Here is a 15,371-nt window from a genome sequence, read left to right as displayed (position 1 = left end):
GCAAGTGAATTTATACAAGTTTCAACTGAATGCTCTCATTCATCCCCTGCTAAAGCTTTTGAATCCGATCTCGTAAAAACGGTAAATGTCGCCGACTGACCGCCAAACGGTCGTCCAGCTCACGACAACGTACCTGATACTGACCTGAACTTACCACTTCCAGACCATCCAGATAATGCACCGAGATCAAGGCATTACGATGAATCCGGATAAACTGGTTCCCAAACTCCTGCTCTAACTCCTTTAAGGTTTCATCAATCAATACACTGCCGTTTTTATGACGCACAGTGACATATTTCTGATCCGCCAGAAAATAATAGATATTTTCAACTGGCACCAATTCGACACCACGATAGGTCTTTGCCGCAATCTGCTGGCGGCTGATATTGATTTCGTCCATATTTTCTTTTTGTTTTAGTTGGCTCATTTGAGCTTGGGTAAGTTTAGTTAAGTGCTCTAAAACCTGTGCCAATTCCTGTTGCATCACCGGTTTAAGCAAGTAGCCTTCGGCATTTGATTTAAATGCATCCAGCGCATGTTGGTCATAGGCCGTACAAAAGACAATGGCCGGCATTGGATCCAGTTGACGCAAATGTTGCGCACAAGCCAGTCCGTTCATTTCAGGCATTTGAATATCTAATAGGATGACATCGGGTTCGTATTGGTGAGCCAGATCAATCGCTTGACGGCCATGGCTTGCTGTCGCCACCACATCATGCCCCAGTTGAGAGACCAAACGTGATAAACGCTCGACGGCCAAAGGCTCATCATCACAAATCAGGATGTCCATTTCTCCTCCTTACCCAGTTAACATCATCAGATGAATGATAAAGCTAACTGCGATTTCTTTGATTTATTTTTATTTATATTGATATCGCACTACCGTCGTAAACATCCCTTCGCCGGCAAAGGTTTGAAAAGTCACACTGGGTCCATAATAAGCTTGCAGACGCTGTCTGACATTTTCTATTGCAATACCATGTCCCTTTTTTAAAGTTTTATTATCCTGTGCATAAGGGTTCGTTATGATGATATTAATTTGATTTTGCAATATTTCAACCAATATGCTTATGGTACTCTTTGTAAGAATTTTTTCAACTCCATGGAAAATACTATTTTCTAGCAAGGGTTGTAAAGTTAATAATGGAATTTGAACTTGTGAGTATAAGTCTTTGTTTTCTAACTTCCATTCGACCTGCAAACGCTCACCTAGACGGATCTGCTCAATCTCCAGATAGCGCTGGCACAGATCAATTTCCTCCTGCAGGCTGACCAGTTTTAATTCCTGAAAACTGGCACGAAATAACCGTGACAAATTCAGCAGCATGTGCTCGGCTTTATCCGGATTGATACTGATCAGGCTGATCACACTGTTCATGCTGTTAAACAAAAAATGCGGCTGAATCCGTGCCTGCATGGCCTGAATCCTAGCATTCAACTCACTATGCTGCTGCTGCTCCCATTGCTCACGCAAATAAAGATAGCGAAAACAGAAAGTTCCCAGCAAAATTCCCAGACTTAAATGGAGTCCGACCCGATCCAGCGCAATCGCCAGGTTTAAATCCTGAAAATTAAAATTCTGTCCAAAATATATCAAGATATTCAGGTTCACCGTAGTGAGCAGTACAATTGCCTGTAACAGCAGAAATCCAGAAATCAAAGCCAGTTTGATTCCCATACGTTGAAAGGCTTGATGGAACAGCTCGACCAGTGCTGCAAAACATAACAGTACCCAGTTGATATACAGGATATATTGCAGCAGGTGCATTCCATTCAAAGCCTGCCAGGATTGCGCTTCTGCAAGCGCCAGAATCATGGCCAGAATATTGCCGCCAGCAAACAGTTCCAGCAAATAGCGTAGATTGCCGATCTGGCTAAAAAAATAGGAATTTTGCGTCTGTTCGTTTATCGATGTAAAAGATTGAGCAGATGTGACTTCGGCAATGGGCTTTGAATTTGTTATACTCTTTTTCGTTCTACTGCTTTTAATCTGATTGAGCCGACATGACCACATCTTCTAATTCCTCTAATCCATCACACGCCCAGACTTCGGGTATGTGGGGCGGTCGTTTCTCTGAAGCGACTGATGCTTTTGTTGCTGAATTTACAGCATCTGTTCAATTTGACCAACGTTTTTATAAACAAGATATTGCAGGCTCGATTGCCCATGCAACCATGCTGGCAAAAGTGGGCGTACTGACCACGCAAGAACGCGATGACATTATTGAAGGTCTGACAGCGATTCAAGCCGATATTGAAGCAGGCAACTTTGAATGGCGCATTGATTTAGAAGATGTCCACATGAACATTGAGTCACGCCTGACTCAACGTATCGGCATTACTGGCAAGAAACTGCATACCGGTCGTAGCCGTAATGACCAGGTGGCTACAGATATCCGTCTTTATGTACGCGATGAAATCGATAGCATCCTGGAATTACTGAAAAAATTACAAAAAGGTATTTTAAGCTTAGCGGCTAAAAACACCGACACCATCATGCCAGGCTTCACCCACTTGCAAACCGCTCAGCCAGTGACTTTTGGTCATCATCTAATGGCTTGGTTTGAAATGCTGGTACGCGATTCAGAACGTCTGATTGATTGCCGTAAGCGTGTCAACCGTATGCCGCTTGGTTCTGCTGCACTTGCAGGTACTACTTATCCAATCGACCGTGCTTATACTGCTGAACTGCTAGGTTTTGAAGCTGTTGCTGAAAACTCGCTGGATGCAGTATCGGATCGTGACTTTGCGATTGAATTTAATGCCGCTGCATCTTTAATTATGATGCATTTATCACGTATGTCTGAAGAACTGATTCTATGGACATCTGCACAGTTCAAATTCGTGAATATTCCAGATCGCTTCTGTACTGGCTCTTCAATCATGCCGCAGAAGAAAAATCCGGATGTGCCTGAACTGGTACGTGGTAAAACCGGCCGTGTCTATGGCGATTTGATGAGCCTGCTGACTTTAATGAAAGGCCAGCCTCTAGCCTATAACAAAGACAATCAGGAAGATAAAGAGCCATTGTTCGATGCGATCGATACAGTTCGTGGTTCACTCATGGCATTTGCTGACATGATTCCTGCACTGGTTCCAAACATTGCTGAAATGCGCGAAGCAGCGCTGCGTGGTTTCTCAACTGCGACTGACCTAGCTGATTACCTGGTGAAAAACGGCGTTGCATTCCGTGATGCGCACGAGATTGTAGGTAAAGCGGTTGCACTCGGTGTACAAGAATCTAAAGACCTGTCTGAATTGACACTCGAACAACTGCAACAGTTCTCTGACCTGATTCAAGCAGACGTATTTGAAAAAGCCCTAACTCTTGAAGCTTCGGTGAATGCCCGTAATCACATTGGTGGCACCGCGCCTGCTCAAGTGAAAGCAGCCATTGAGCGTGCACATGCGCGTTTGGAACAACTTTACGCATAATTTTGGAGTATGGATATGTCTCGACAAGTTTTTTGCCGTAAGTATCAGGCGGACATGGAAGGTTTAGACTTTGCTCCATTCCCGGGGCCAAAGGGTCAGGAATTGTTTGACACCGTGTCTAAACAGGCTTGGCAAGAATGGCTAAAACACCAGACTACGCTAATTAATGAAAAGCGTTTGAACGTGTTTGAAGCAGATGCGAAAAAGTTTCTTGAAGAACAGCGTGAAAAGTTCTTTAACAATGATGCATCCCTAGAAAAAGCCGAAGGGCTGAAGCCTGAGTAATTTTTAAAGCATTGCTTTAAAAATTACGCAAGACAAGCGCTGAAAGCGCGCGTAGGCTTTAATCTAAAAGAATCTCCAACTTTGGGGATTCTTTTTTTATACGTTGTTCTAAACATTACTCAAGACAAGGATGAAATCCGCGTAGGCATAAATCTATCCCCTATCTCAAGGGATTTTTTGACTAAATCTAGCAAATCTTACTAACCAATATTTAGGGCACAAAAAACAGATTTTCACTTATCCTATTTCGTCTATCGAGTCAGTCACTATCCTACTGAAAAACATTTAGATTTGTATCAAAATAATGGATTGTAAAAGCAATATACAGAGTATTCACAAAACACAACATTCTGCTACAAGAAGCCACATGATTAAAAAAAACTGTCTCTCTATAATGAGCCCTAAGAAGATGAGATATCTTTGAATAACTATAATAATAAGCAACAAATACCCCGATTTCATCCCAGTTCTTCCCCCAAAGACTGGGTATTTTTTTGCCTGCAATTTGCCGATTGGCTTGATAATTTAAGCGCATAAAAAAAGCCCCCTTTCAAGGAGCTTCTCTTTTCATTTCGATTAAGGCTGTTTCAGATATGGCCAAGCCGCTTTCAGATAAATGAACATCGACCATAAAGTGAGTACCACTGCGGTGTATAGCAAGGCATACGCCAGCATTTCTAGCGGTGGCCAGTTCAGCAGGAATACGGTGATAGCGATCATCTGAAAAGCGGTTTTGTATTTACCTACTGTTGAAACCGCAACATTGGTCCGCGCACCGAGTTCTGCCATCCATTCACGCAGGGCTGAAACGGTAATTTCACGCGAAATAATTACAATCGCAGCAAAAGCCATCGACATGGAAGGCTGCCATTGCACCAATACAATCAGTGCAGCTGCGACCATCAATTTATCTGCAACCGGATCGAGAAACCGCCCAAAAGCGGAAGTCTGGTTTAATGTACGTGCCAGATAGCCATCAAACCAGTCCGTTACCGCAGCCACCACAAAGATCGTGGTTAAAATGATATGCCGCGTCATATCGGGGTTATGAGCATCAAAGCCCATTGCAGGCGGCCAGTAAGCCACCAATAAAAATACCGGAATAAGAGCGATACGCGCCAAGGTCAAGATATTTGGAATATTCAGGATACGACCTGTAGTCATAGACACCGCCAATTGTTCCCCTCATGTACGATGAAAATGCACACTTTTTTAGAGGTTTGATCCATCATTAATAGGCTTCACTTTATACGAATTGACTTGCAGTGTCACTAGGCAAACACCGTCACTGTTTGTCTTGCCATCGCAATCAGGCGATTTTCGGCATCCCAGAGATAGGCATGCTCCGTCGCATAACCATCCGCAGCATAGTCGGTAAATACTTTATATTTAAACCAATCATGCAATTGATGTTGAACCGGATGCACATAGGTCACTGTCCAGGTCAGACTACTCGCAGGTGCCATGTTTTTAAACATCGGTAACACCCCGGGTGGCCAGATATCAAAGATGGCCATCAGGTCGGCGACCAAAAATTCACGATTGTGATGCTTTTCAGGATGAAATCGGCACCAGCCACCAAAGTCCGGACGAGGACTGGCACTACAAGGCAGATTGATATCCGCCCAGGCTACTTCGAAATGGTCATAACAGTCTGGCATGCCATAACCCGCAAGAATCTGAAACAGCTGCTCTGGCACAGCATAGTCAGGTGCTTGAGCTTGTTGCTGTACCTGAATCTCTGAATCACGGGAAATACCGAAACTGGCAATCAGAATACTTTGCACCGCGTCGTCCTGCCATAAGCGCACTTCAATCGTGGTCACTGACTTGCCTTGCCGCAGGATTTCGGCACTCAGTCGTACTTTGGCTTGCTGAATCGGGCCGACAAAGGTCACACTGCAACTCAGCAAATGCTTGGCCGGATCATTGATGTGAGTGACGGCTTTTTGCATCATCATCGCGGCAGCCAGACCACCATACAGAGTACGACCCTGTAACCATCCCTGTGGAAACTCTACCCATTCCTGTTCGGCAATTTGTGCATAAAGTGCATGCAAAGACATGTTGATCCCTCAGTAAGTCTTGATGCTCAGTATATTCGGCAAAATTCTTCAGGTTGTGAATGTCACGTGACCCAAGCGTCAATGCGCACTTTGGCCCTTGCATTTAAGCCACGCGTCATTCATGCAGCACTTTATAAATCATCCGGGCCATGACTGAACCCAGTCCCGGTACCAGTTGCAGATCTCGTTCTGAGGCTTTCAGTACGCCCTGAATCCCGCCAAAATGGGTCAGCAAATCCCGACGGCGTTTTGGTCCGAGCCCCGGAATAACTTCCAGCACTGATGAACCACGCTTTTTATCGCGTTTGGCACGATGCTTGGTAATCGCAAAGCGGTGTGCTTCATCACGTACCTGCTGAATCAGATGCAGCGCCTTATGATCCTCCGGTAATTGAATTTTACTGCCATCGGTAAAGTGCAGGGTTTCCAGACCGGGCTTACGTCCCTCACCTTTGGACACACCGACCATAAAGGCATCCAGTCCCAGTTCCTGCATGACTTCCATCGCCATGTGCAATTGCCCCTTGCCACCATCAATCAACAGCAGGTCCGGCAATAGGGCTTTTTTATAACGACGGGTCAGCGCCTGACGCATGGCGGCATAGTCATCGCCCGCCTGAATATCATGAATGGAAAACTGGCGATAATCACGCTTGCGCGCACCACCACTGTCAAAGACCACACAGGACGCCACGGTATCTTCGCCCATGGTATGTGAAATATCGAAGCACTCGATCCGGTCTACAGGACGGCCGACCACCTGCTCCAGCTGATGAAAACGCTCATTTAATTCTATATGATTGGCCAGCTTGCCCTGAATCGCGTGCTGTACATTCATCTGCGCCAGTTCCAGCCATTCGGCCCGGGTTTCGCGGACTTTGGACTTGATCTGGATTTTCTTGCCAAAATGCTGCGACAGTGCGGCTTCCAGTTCCTTACGATCAGCTACTTCCAGATTGACAATCAGTTCAGCCGGAATTTCATCCGCCACCTGAAAATAAAAATTGGCAATAAAATCGGCCAGCATCTGCCCCAGGTCATCACTGAGCATATCCGGGAAATAACTTTTTCCACCCAGCATTTTACCGTTGCGCACATGCATGATCTGCACACAGGTCACTCCGGCCTGATAGGCAATCGACAGGATATCCGCTTCGCCTTTGAGCTTATAGATCGCCTGCTGTGACTGTACGTCTCTTAACAGCGCCATCCGGTCACGATAGAACACCGCTTTTTCAAATTCCAGCGCTTCAGCGGCCGCTTCCATTTTTGCGATCAGTTCCTGATTCAGCTCCTTGGTATCGCCCTGCAAAAAGCGGATCGAGTTATCGACATCTGCCTTATAGTCTTCCGGAGAAATAAATCCGACACAAGGCGCAGAGCAGCGTTTGATCTGGTATTGTAGACAAGGACGGGTCCGGTTGGCAAAAAAACTGTTTTCACAGGAACGCACATTGAAAAGTTTTTGCAGCACCACCAAAGTATCCCGCGCCGTATAAGCACTCGGATAAGGTCCAAAAAATTTACCTACCTGATGCTTGCCCTTGCCACGTCCACTGGCTAAACGCGGATAGGGTTTATCTGCCGAAACAAAAATATAGACATAAGATTTGTCATCACGCAGCATGATGTTATACGGTGGATGATGCAGCTTGATCAGGTTCTGTTCCAGCAACAAGGCTTCAGTTTCAGAACGTACCACCAAGGTCTGGATATCATAAATCCGTGCCACCAAGGCCTGAGTTTTGGGATGATCCAGCGTTTTGACAAAATAGCTGGAGACCCGGTTTTTCAGGTTTTTAGCTTTACCCACATACAATAATTCGCCGTCTTTACCATACATCCGGTAGACCCCGGGCAGGCTGGTCATATTCGCCAGGATTTTTTCAATATGGGGGCGTGCGTTTTCGTTCACCTAAAGCCTATTTTTCACCTACAATCTGCAGATATATGTGATGATTGTTGCGTCATTTTCAAGCAAAAACACAAAATTCCCCTGAAGCTGCCACCTAATCTTAAAGTTGCTGTCAGGTTACCCTCCAATCTATAATCCTCACGACATAAACTGATTGTTAAAAGCTATAAATTTCAACCTTTAACTTTGTTATGCTCAAAAAGTCTAGTTTTGAGATGATTCGCATGACCATGCAGCAATCGGACATTCATATTGTTCAACCCTCCACTTCCACCCATAGTCTGTCTGAACGTGATCGCCTGATTGGCAAACCGCGTTTTCATTTCGAGCCGAGTAGTGTAATGCAGCTGCTGCGTGAACGGATTATTGGGCAGGATGCAGCCCTGAATGAAATTGAAAAAATGCTGCATCTGGTCAAGGCAGATTTCGCCAGTCCGGATCGCCCTTTGTCGGTTACCTTGATGCTGGGCCCTACTGGCGTCGGTAAAACAGAAACCGTGCGTTTGATTGCCGAAGCGATCTATGGCCGCCCGGATGCCTTTTGCCGGATTGATATGAATACTTTGGCACAGGAACATTATGCGGCGGCTTTGACCGGCGCACCGCCCGGTTATGTGGGATCAAAGGAAGGTCACAGCCTGTTTGATGAAACTGCGATTGCCGGCAGTCATACCCGTCCCGGCATCATGCTGTTTGATGAGCTGGAAAAAGCCAGTAACGAAGTGATTCGCGGCTTGATGAACGTGCTGGATACTGGCCGGCTGACCTTGACAGCGGGCACTAAAACTATCGATTTTCGCAACTGCATGATCTTTATGACCAGCAATGTCGGGGCACAGGCGGCGCAGCAATATCTGGACAAACTCAGCTATCTGCCTGAGAAAATGCAGGCACTGTGTCTGAAGCGCGTTCCCACCCAGCGCATCATTGAAAAAGTCATGCAGCGTAAATTCGACCCTGAATTTCTGAACCGGATTGACCGCAGCCTGCATTATCAGGCGGTACAGCATGATGCCCTGCCACGTCTGGTCGAAATTGAACTGGATAAACTGAACAAGCGCTTGCAACATCAGCAACGCAGCGTGCATTTAAGCGCTGCAGCCAAAGCCTATTTCTATCAGGGCCATGATATTCGTTACGGCGCCCGGCATTTGGGCCGTAAGATGCGTACCGAACTGGAGCCGATTCTGGCACTGTATTTTTTAAACCAGCCTGAGCAATTCAGTCTGCATCTGGACTGTGTCGATGGACAGCTGGTGGTTCTGCCTGAGCAAGCAAAAGCTTAACTAAGGCAGACTCGATATCAGTTTTTATTCGGCTGAAGCACCTGTATAAAAGCAGTTTGATCTTTGGGTGAAACCAATATAAATTTCTGCACGCCCGCATCAGTATAGTCAATCCGCAGACGCTTTAAAGATAAGGCTGGCGCAATGATAGAGTGGTCTGTGGGCTGAATGGATTGGATTTCACTTAACGGAATCTTCCAGCTTAACCACAGGCTTTTTATGGTCAACACCCCATTGTCCATCACATAGCGCGTACTCCACAGCGGCCACCATAAAATGATAATAGTCAGGACATAAACCGCAGTGTGCAGCGGATATTGCTGCATAGTGCCTTTGGCCTGCATGGTCAGCAGTAGTTGCAGCAACAGGCCACTCATACAAATCACAAAAGCCATCAGCCACCAGTCTTTTTTAGAACGAAATACGTGCATCGATATCCCCCATATCTAAGTGCAAGATCATCATAAACAATTCCATAGCAGATGACAGGGATTCAACCCGGCAGGATGGAAATTATTTTAAATCACACATCGACAGGATCGTTCCCATTTTCGATCTCATCAGAAAAGTTCAGTAACTCAAATGATCTAATACACTGTTATTTGTGCTGATTAAATACTATCAGCAAAGACCTGAAAGCCCTGCGCTCAGCATACTTCGAGGCTAAAAATGGCAAGTTCAAGGATAGAAATTGACTGAATTGACAAAATTCCGCTAGAAATGCACCTTGAAAATCAGTCACCCTGCTCCATATCTATCAGGCTGATTGATAAAAAATAATGAATTGAAACAAAATCTTTGGTTCATCTTCTTTTAGAAAACTGAAAGGAAAAGTTATAGCGGGGCGGATCAGTCTGGCAGAAATTGATGACCATTGCGTCACGGCTTGATACAACTTGTTATGTTCTTTTTGGATATAGTTATCGTAAGATTAGCGAAGTCAAAAAGTGCGCGGGACATGCGCACTTGCTTCACAACATCAACTTAGAAGTCCTCCAAAATAAAGGAGATCAGGGCATGATCCACGCTGGCAATGCCATTACCGTCCAAATGCTTGAGGACGGGATTGCAGAATTCCGCTTTGACTTACAAGGTGAGTCCGTTAACAAATTCAACCGTGCAACGATTGAAGATTTCAAGGCTGCTATCGAAGCCGTCTCCCATGCCGATATTCAAGGTCTGATTGTGACTTCAGGCAAATCTACATTTATTGTAGGTGCTGATATCACTGAATTCGGCGACAACTTTGCTCAGGGTGAACAAGCGATTGTTGACTGGGCAATGCCAGTACATGAAATTTTTAACAGCTTCGAAGACCTCGACATTCCTAAAGTGGCTGCCATTAATGGCATGGCACTGGGTGGCGGTTTCGAAATGTGCCTGGTGTGTGACTACCGTGTCATGTCAGAGCAGGCGCAAGTGGGCCTGCCTGAAATCAAGCTGGGTATCTTCCCGGGCTTCGGTGGTACAGTACGTTTAAGCCGTCTAATCGGTATCGACAACGCGGTAGAATGGATGGCAATGGCCAATCCTAAGAAGCCAGCTGCTGCACTGAAAGACGGCGCAGTCGATGCTGTCGTTCCTGCTGACAAGCTACAAGATGCTGCACTTGATCTGGTAAAACAGGCGATTCATGGCCGTTTAGACTGGAAAACCAAGCGTCAGGAAAAACTCGATCCAGTTAAACTCAGCCCGATCGAACAGATGATGGCGTTTAACTCATCGAAAGGCATGGTTCTGGCAAAAGCTAATCCAGCTCAATACCCTGCACCAAAATTACTGCTTGATTCTCTTCAAGCGGGTGCGAGCCTGCATCGTGATGACGCGCTGAAAGCGGAAGCTGAAGGTTTTGCTAAAGCAGCAGTCACACCACAAGCAGGTGCCTTGATCGGTTTGTTCCTGAATGACCAGATCGTGAAAAAAACCTCGAAGCGCTATGAAAAAGGTGCGCATCCAGTGAACCAGGCGGCTGTTCTAGGCGCAGGTATCATGGGTGGTGGTATTGCTTACCAGGCGGCAAGCAAAGGCACACCGATCATCATGAAAGACATCGGTAACCAGCAACTTGCTTTGGGTATGAAAGAAGCCAATGGTTTACTGACCAAACAAGTTGAACGTAAGAAGATGAAGCCTGCTCAAATGGGTGAAACTCTTGCGCGCATCCGCCCAACTTTAAGCTATGACGAGTTTAAAGAAGTGGACATCGTGATCGAAGCCGTGACTGAAAATCCAAAAGTCAAAGGTATCGTACTGAAAGAAACTGAAGCAAAAGTTCGTGAAAACACGATCATTGCATCTAATACTTCTACGATTTCAATCACGCGTCTGGCTGAAAACCTGGAACGTCCTGAAAACTTCGTGGGCATGCACTTCTTTAACCCGGTACACATGATGCCACTGGTTGAAGTGATCCGCGGTGCGAAAACTTCTGACGAAGCGATTGCAACGACTGTCGTGCTTGCACAGAAAATGGGTAAAACACCAATCGTGGTGAATGACTGCCCGGGCTTCCTGGTGAACCGCGTATTGTTCCCTTACTTTGGTGCATTTGACCTGTTGCTTAAAGATGGCGCTGACTTCCAGCAAATCGATAAAGTCATGGAAAAATTCGGCTGGCCAATGGGTCCTGCTTACCTGATGGACGTTGTCGGTATCGACACTGGCGTACACGGTGCAGAAGTGATGGCTGAAGGCTTCCCGGATCGTATGAAACCTGATTTCAAAGGTTCGATTCAGGTGATGTACGAAAACAAACGTCTGGGTCAAAAGAACGACGTTGGTTTCTACAAGTATGAACTTGACCGTAAAGGCAAAAAAGCCAAAGTGGTTGATCCAACTGCGTATGAGCTTGTGGCATCTGTTGCAACTGCGGAAAAACGTGAATTTGACGCTCAGGAAATCATTGATCGCATGATGCTGGCTTTCTGTAACGAAACTGTTCGTTGCCTGGAAGACAACATTGTAGCCACTGCTGCTGAAGCAGATATGGCCATGATCATGGGTGTTGGTTTCCCGCCATTCCGTGGTGGTCCATGCCGTTACATCGATCAAACTGGTGTAGCTGAGTATGTTGCGCTTTGCAATAAGTATGCGCACCTTGGTAAAGCTTATGAAGCGCCAGAAATGTTGCGCGAAATGGCTGCTAACAACAAAAAATTCTACGGTTAAGGAGCAACGTGAATGGCTACTTTAAATCCACGTGACGTTGTCATCGTTGATGGCGTACGTTCAGCAATGGGTAAAACCAAAAACGGTATGTTCCGCAATGTACGTGCCGACTCGATGTCTGCTGAGCTTGTCCGTGCCCTCTTGGTACGTAACGAATTCGACCCGCATGAAGTTGAAGACGTAATCTGGGGCTGTGTGAACCAAACCCTAGAACAAGGTATGAACATTGCCCGTAATATCGCATTACTGGCAGACCTGCCGAAGACTGTTGCAGGTCAAACGGTGAACCGTCTTTGTGGCTCGTCTATGCAGGCGATTCACACTGCGGCTGCGCAAATTGCAACGAACCAAGGTGATATCTTCATCATCGGTGGTGTTGAGCACATGGGCCATGTGGGCATGATGCACGGCATCGACCTGAACCCTGAAGCGTCTAAGCATTATGCCAAAGCGTCGAACATGATGGGCTTAACTGCTGAAATGTTGGGTCGTATGAACGGCATTAGCCGTGAAGAACAGGATGCGTTTGGTGTGGAATCACATCGCCGTGCCTGGGCTGCGACTGAAAACGGTCTGTTCCAGAATGAGATCGTCGGCATTGAAGGTCATAATGCAGATGGCTACAAAATCCTGTGTGATATCGATGAAGTGATCCGTCCAGATGCGAACCTTGAATCGTTCAAATCTTTGCGTCCAGTGTTCGATCCGAAAGGCGGTACAGTAACTGCAGCGACTTCATCAGCCTTGTCTGATGGCGCTTCTGCAATGTTGTTGATGTCTGCTGAACGTGCTCAAGCTTTAGGTCTTAAGCCACGCGCTGTAATTCGCTCTATGGCGGTCGCAGGCTGCGATGCTGCGATTATGGGTTATGGTCCGGTTCCGGCAACACAAAAAGCGTTGAAACGTGCTGGCCTGTCAATTGCTGATATTCAGACTTTTGAATTGAACGAAGCATTTGCTGCACAAGGTCTGTCTGTTCTTAAAGGCTTAGGCATTTATGACAAGCAAGACATCGTGAACCATAACGGTGGCGCGATTGCATTGGGTCACCCATTGGGTTGTTCTGGTGCGCGTATCACAACGACATTGTTGAACGTAATGGAGCAACAAGATACGCAAATCGGTCTTGCGACCATGTGTATCGGTCTAGGTCAAGGTATTGCAACTGTGATCGAACGTGTTTAATTCTTAAATACCAAGATAAAAAGAAAACCCCGCTTTTGCGGGGTTTTTTTAAAATTTAAAAACATTTGAAGAGGCCATAAAATCATTTAGATGATTAATTTTTGACAAAGATTTATTATATTTGTGCATATAAAGCTCCACTATAGCAAGTCTTAACGCATCTTCTATTTGAGATATAGTTAAACCTAAATTAACAATACTTCCTCTCAAGCTAAGTCTACAAATTTTTCCACAATCTTCGTAAATTCCAATGTTTGCTAATTTTCTACAAAATTGACTTTCATTTCTATCAAGGCATAATTTTTGATATGCTTTTTCAAATAAAGTGTTATAGAAAGACTGAAAATCTGAACTTATACCATAAAGGAATTCAGGCTTATCCAAGTAAAACTCTTCTACTCTTCTTCCTTTAAGTCCATGACTATGACTAACACCAACACGTAAATATGTAGAACATAGAAATAATTCAATTAATTCACTACTTAACTCATATGTATTATGATCAATAAGTTCTAAATTTAGACCTAATATCCCACTCACACCTTTTAAATAATATTTATCCAAATAGTTATATGTATCTATTTCCTCTAAAAACTTCAAAACATTTAAGAAGTTTTTATTAAAATCCACATTTAACAAACATCTATTATAATAATCATCAACTTTATTCTTAGGCATCCCGGTAGCAATAAATTTTGCAGTAAAAAACTCTGCAATTGATTTATGAATAAACTTTATCTCATCATAACCATCCTTAATGATAAGGTTAGATATATTTATAATATGATTTGCTACACTTTGATATTTTGAATTATTTTCTTGAAAAAAATCTAATGCTGATTTGACCTCAGATAAATATTTATTGTACTTTAAATTAGAGTAGTCATCTTGTATCATCATGAGGCTAACAAATGAGAATATATTTATGTATATTAATTTATTATCATTGAATGTTCTTATCCTATCCACTCTTCCTTTTAAATTATCGTGAATATAAAAAACTGCATCAAAAATTTTATCATAAAAACTAGATAAATTTTCTGGAACTTCTTCTCCTAAGTTATAGCTAATCGTATACAAAGAAACCAATATAGGGGTTTTAAAAACAGACTCATCATCAATATTAAAAATTCTATTATCTAAGTTCCTAATAAGGTCACTAGCTTTCTCTGCATCTTGAGCTTCCTTTTTTATAATTTCTTTAATTTTGTACTCATCTAAAAATGCAACATGATATTCATCTAGATTCGGTAAACTATTCAAATCATCATCAGGTCGTGATGTAATAACAATATTAGCATTATAAGAATTTATAAAATCCCTTACCTCATCAATTAATTTTCTTCTATATTCTGGGCGGGCTTCATCAAAAGCATCTAAATAAAGAACCACATCATTTTTATTCACTATTACTTTTAAGGATTCAAAACTAATAGGAATACCTACTTTATTAAGATCCTCACTTATTGAGTCTAATAAAGTTTTCCCATTAAAATTTTTCAACTCAAAGAATATTGGAATTTTATTATTTCGAATATTATTTAATACTAGTTTTCTAAGGATTGTAGATTTTCCTTGTCCAGCAAATCCCTTTATTAATACTCCTCTGTTTTCAGTATTAAGTTGAGTATTCCCTCCTACTTCCAAAGAATACGTATTAATACCTTTTAGTAATAAAGGCACATAAAAATCATCTATAAACTTTAGATTCTGTCTAGAGCTTAATGTACGAATATAAAAAATATCTTCACAATATTTACTATAATTTTCTTCAAAATTTCGTGCTTGCTCTTTAGAAGAAAGCATAGACTTAAATTTAGTGTATCCTGCTTGGATAAATGGAATAACAAGCTGCTTTACAGCCTCCCCAGCCACCCCGACAATTATTTCATTCATATTTTTATGATCTTAAGTTTAAAGGATGTTTCATATAATGATTCTTTACATAAATATTGTACTTTAATTTTCCGTTTTTTTAATTACCTCATATAAAAATAGAAATGTTATCCCTTTGTAAGATTGGTTTATTTT

Annotated in this window: 12 protein-coding genes; 5 read left to right on the top strand and 7 right to left on the bottom strand. The window is 43.6% G+C overall.

Annotation, left to right across the window (positions count from 1 at the left end; all coding sequences use genetic code 11):
* Positions 1-49 precede the first annotated feature (49 nt).
* Both ACTL4S_RS07165 and ACTL4S_RS07160 read right to left on the bottom strand, forming a co-directional pair.
* Entirely contained in the window at positions 50-790 is a 741-nt protein-coding gene (locus ACTL4S_RS07165; RefSeq protein WP_004278633.1) for a LytR/AlgR family response regulator transcription factor, read from the bottom strand.
* A 69-nt stretch (positions 791-859) separates the two neighbouring features.
* On the bottom strand, positions 860-2,014 hold the full coding sequence (locus ACTL4S_RS07160) for a sensor histidine kinase (RefSeq protein ID WP_005245810.1): 1,155 nt from the start codon (positions 2,012-2,014) through the stop codon (positions 860-862).
* Between ACTL4S_RS07160 and argH the strand changes: the two genes are divergently transcribed.
* Positions 2,005-3,435 carry an argininosuccinate lyase gene (gene argH / locus ACTL4S_RS07155; protein ID WP_171501402.1) on the top strand — a complete coding sequence of 477 codons (1,431 nt, stop codon included), beginning with the start codon at positions 2,005-2,007 and terminating at the stop codon, positions 3,433-3,435. The two genes, ACTL4S_RS07160 and argH, sit on opposite strands and share 10 nt — an antisense overlap.
* 15 nt (positions 3,436-3,450) lie before the next feature.
* Positions 3,451-3,720, top strand: a complete 270-nt coding sequence (locus ACTL4S_RS07150; RefSeq protein ID WP_004278636.1) for an oxidative damage protection protein — start codon at positions 3,451-3,453, stop codon at positions 3,718-3,720.
* A 576-nt stretch (positions 3,721-4,296) separates the two neighbouring features.
* On the opposite strand, the gene pgsA is transcribed toward ACTL4S_RS07150, so the two are convergent.
* The 3 genes from pgsA to uvrC form a co-directional block, all read right to left on the bottom strand.
* Positions 4,297-4,884: a CDP-diacylglycerol--glycerol-3-phosphate 3-phosphatidyltransferase gene (pgsA, locus tag ACTL4S_RS07145; RefSeq protein WP_016806864.1), complete on the bottom strand. Its 588-nt coding sequence runs from the start codon at positions 4,882-4,884 to the stop codon at positions 4,297-4,299.
* A gap of 107 nt (positions 4,885-4,991) precedes the next feature.
* A complete protein-coding gene (locus ACTL4S_RS07140; RefSeq protein WP_441299033.1) occupies positions 4,992-5,786 on the bottom strand; it encodes a thioesterase family protein in 795 nt (264 codons plus the stop codon).
* Between the two features lie 115 nt (positions 5,787-5,901).
* Entirely contained in the window at positions 5,902-7,701 is a 1,800-nt protein-coding gene (gene uvrC, locus ACTL4S_RS07135) for an excinuclease ABC subunit UvrC (RefSeq protein ID WP_004647300.1), read from the bottom strand.
* Between the two features lie 224 nt (positions 7,702-7,925).
* Here uvrC and ACTL4S_RS07130 point away from each other — a divergent pair, with 224 nt between their 5' ends.
* Positions 7,926-8,987, top strand: coding sequence for an AAA family ATPase (locus ACTL4S_RS07130; RefSeq protein WP_441299032.1), 1,062 nt, complete (start codon positions 7,926-7,928; stop codon positions 8,985-8,987).
* Between the two features lie 17 nt (positions 8,988-9,004).
* On the opposite strand, the gene ACTL4S_RS07125 is transcribed toward ACTL4S_RS07130, so the two are convergent.
* On the bottom strand, positions 9,005-9,418 hold the full coding sequence (locus ACTL4S_RS07125; RefSeq protein ID WP_441299031.1) for a PH domain-containing protein: 414 nt from the start codon (positions 9,416-9,418) through the stop codon (positions 9,005-9,007).
* Positions 9,419-10,004: 586 nt separating this feature from the next.
* Here ACTL4S_RS07125 and fadB point away from each other — a divergent pair.
* Together fadB and fadA are read left to right on the top strand one after the other, a co-directional pair.
* Positions 10,005-12,155, top strand: coding sequence for a fatty acid oxidation complex subunit alpha FadB (fadB, locus tag ACTL4S_RS07120; RefSeq protein WP_004729267.1), 2,151 nt, complete (start codon positions 10,005-10,007; stop codon positions 12,153-12,155).
* A 12-nt stretch (positions 12,156-12,167) separates the two neighbouring features.
* Positions 12,168-13,340 (top strand): acetyl-CoA C-acyltransferase FadA, encoded by a 1,173-nt coding sequence (gene fadA, locus ACTL4S_RS07115; protein ID WP_004729264.1) that lies wholly within the window; start codon positions 12,168-12,170, stop codon positions 13,338-13,340.
* Positions 13,341-13,388: 48 nt separating this feature from the next.
* On the opposite strand, the gene ACTL4S_RS07110 is transcribed toward fadA, so the two are convergent.
* On the bottom strand, positions 13,389-15,236 hold the full coding sequence (locus tag ACTL4S_RS07110; RefSeq protein WP_441299030.1) for an NACHT domain-containing protein: 1,848 nt from the start codon (positions 15,234-15,236) through the stop codon (positions 13,389-13,391).
* Positions 15,237-15,371: the final 135 nt, after the last annotated feature.

The sequence above is a fragment of the Acinetobacter lwoffii genome (assembly GCF_052078135.1).
In the GTDB taxonomy this organism is placed as follows: Bacteria; Pseudomonadota; Gammaproteobacteria; order Pseudomonadales; family Moraxellaceae; genus Acinetobacter; species Acinetobacter lwoffii_Z.
The sequence above is the reverse complement of the archived record's forward strand: the minus strand, read 5'-3'. Positions and strand labels throughout refer to the sequence as shown.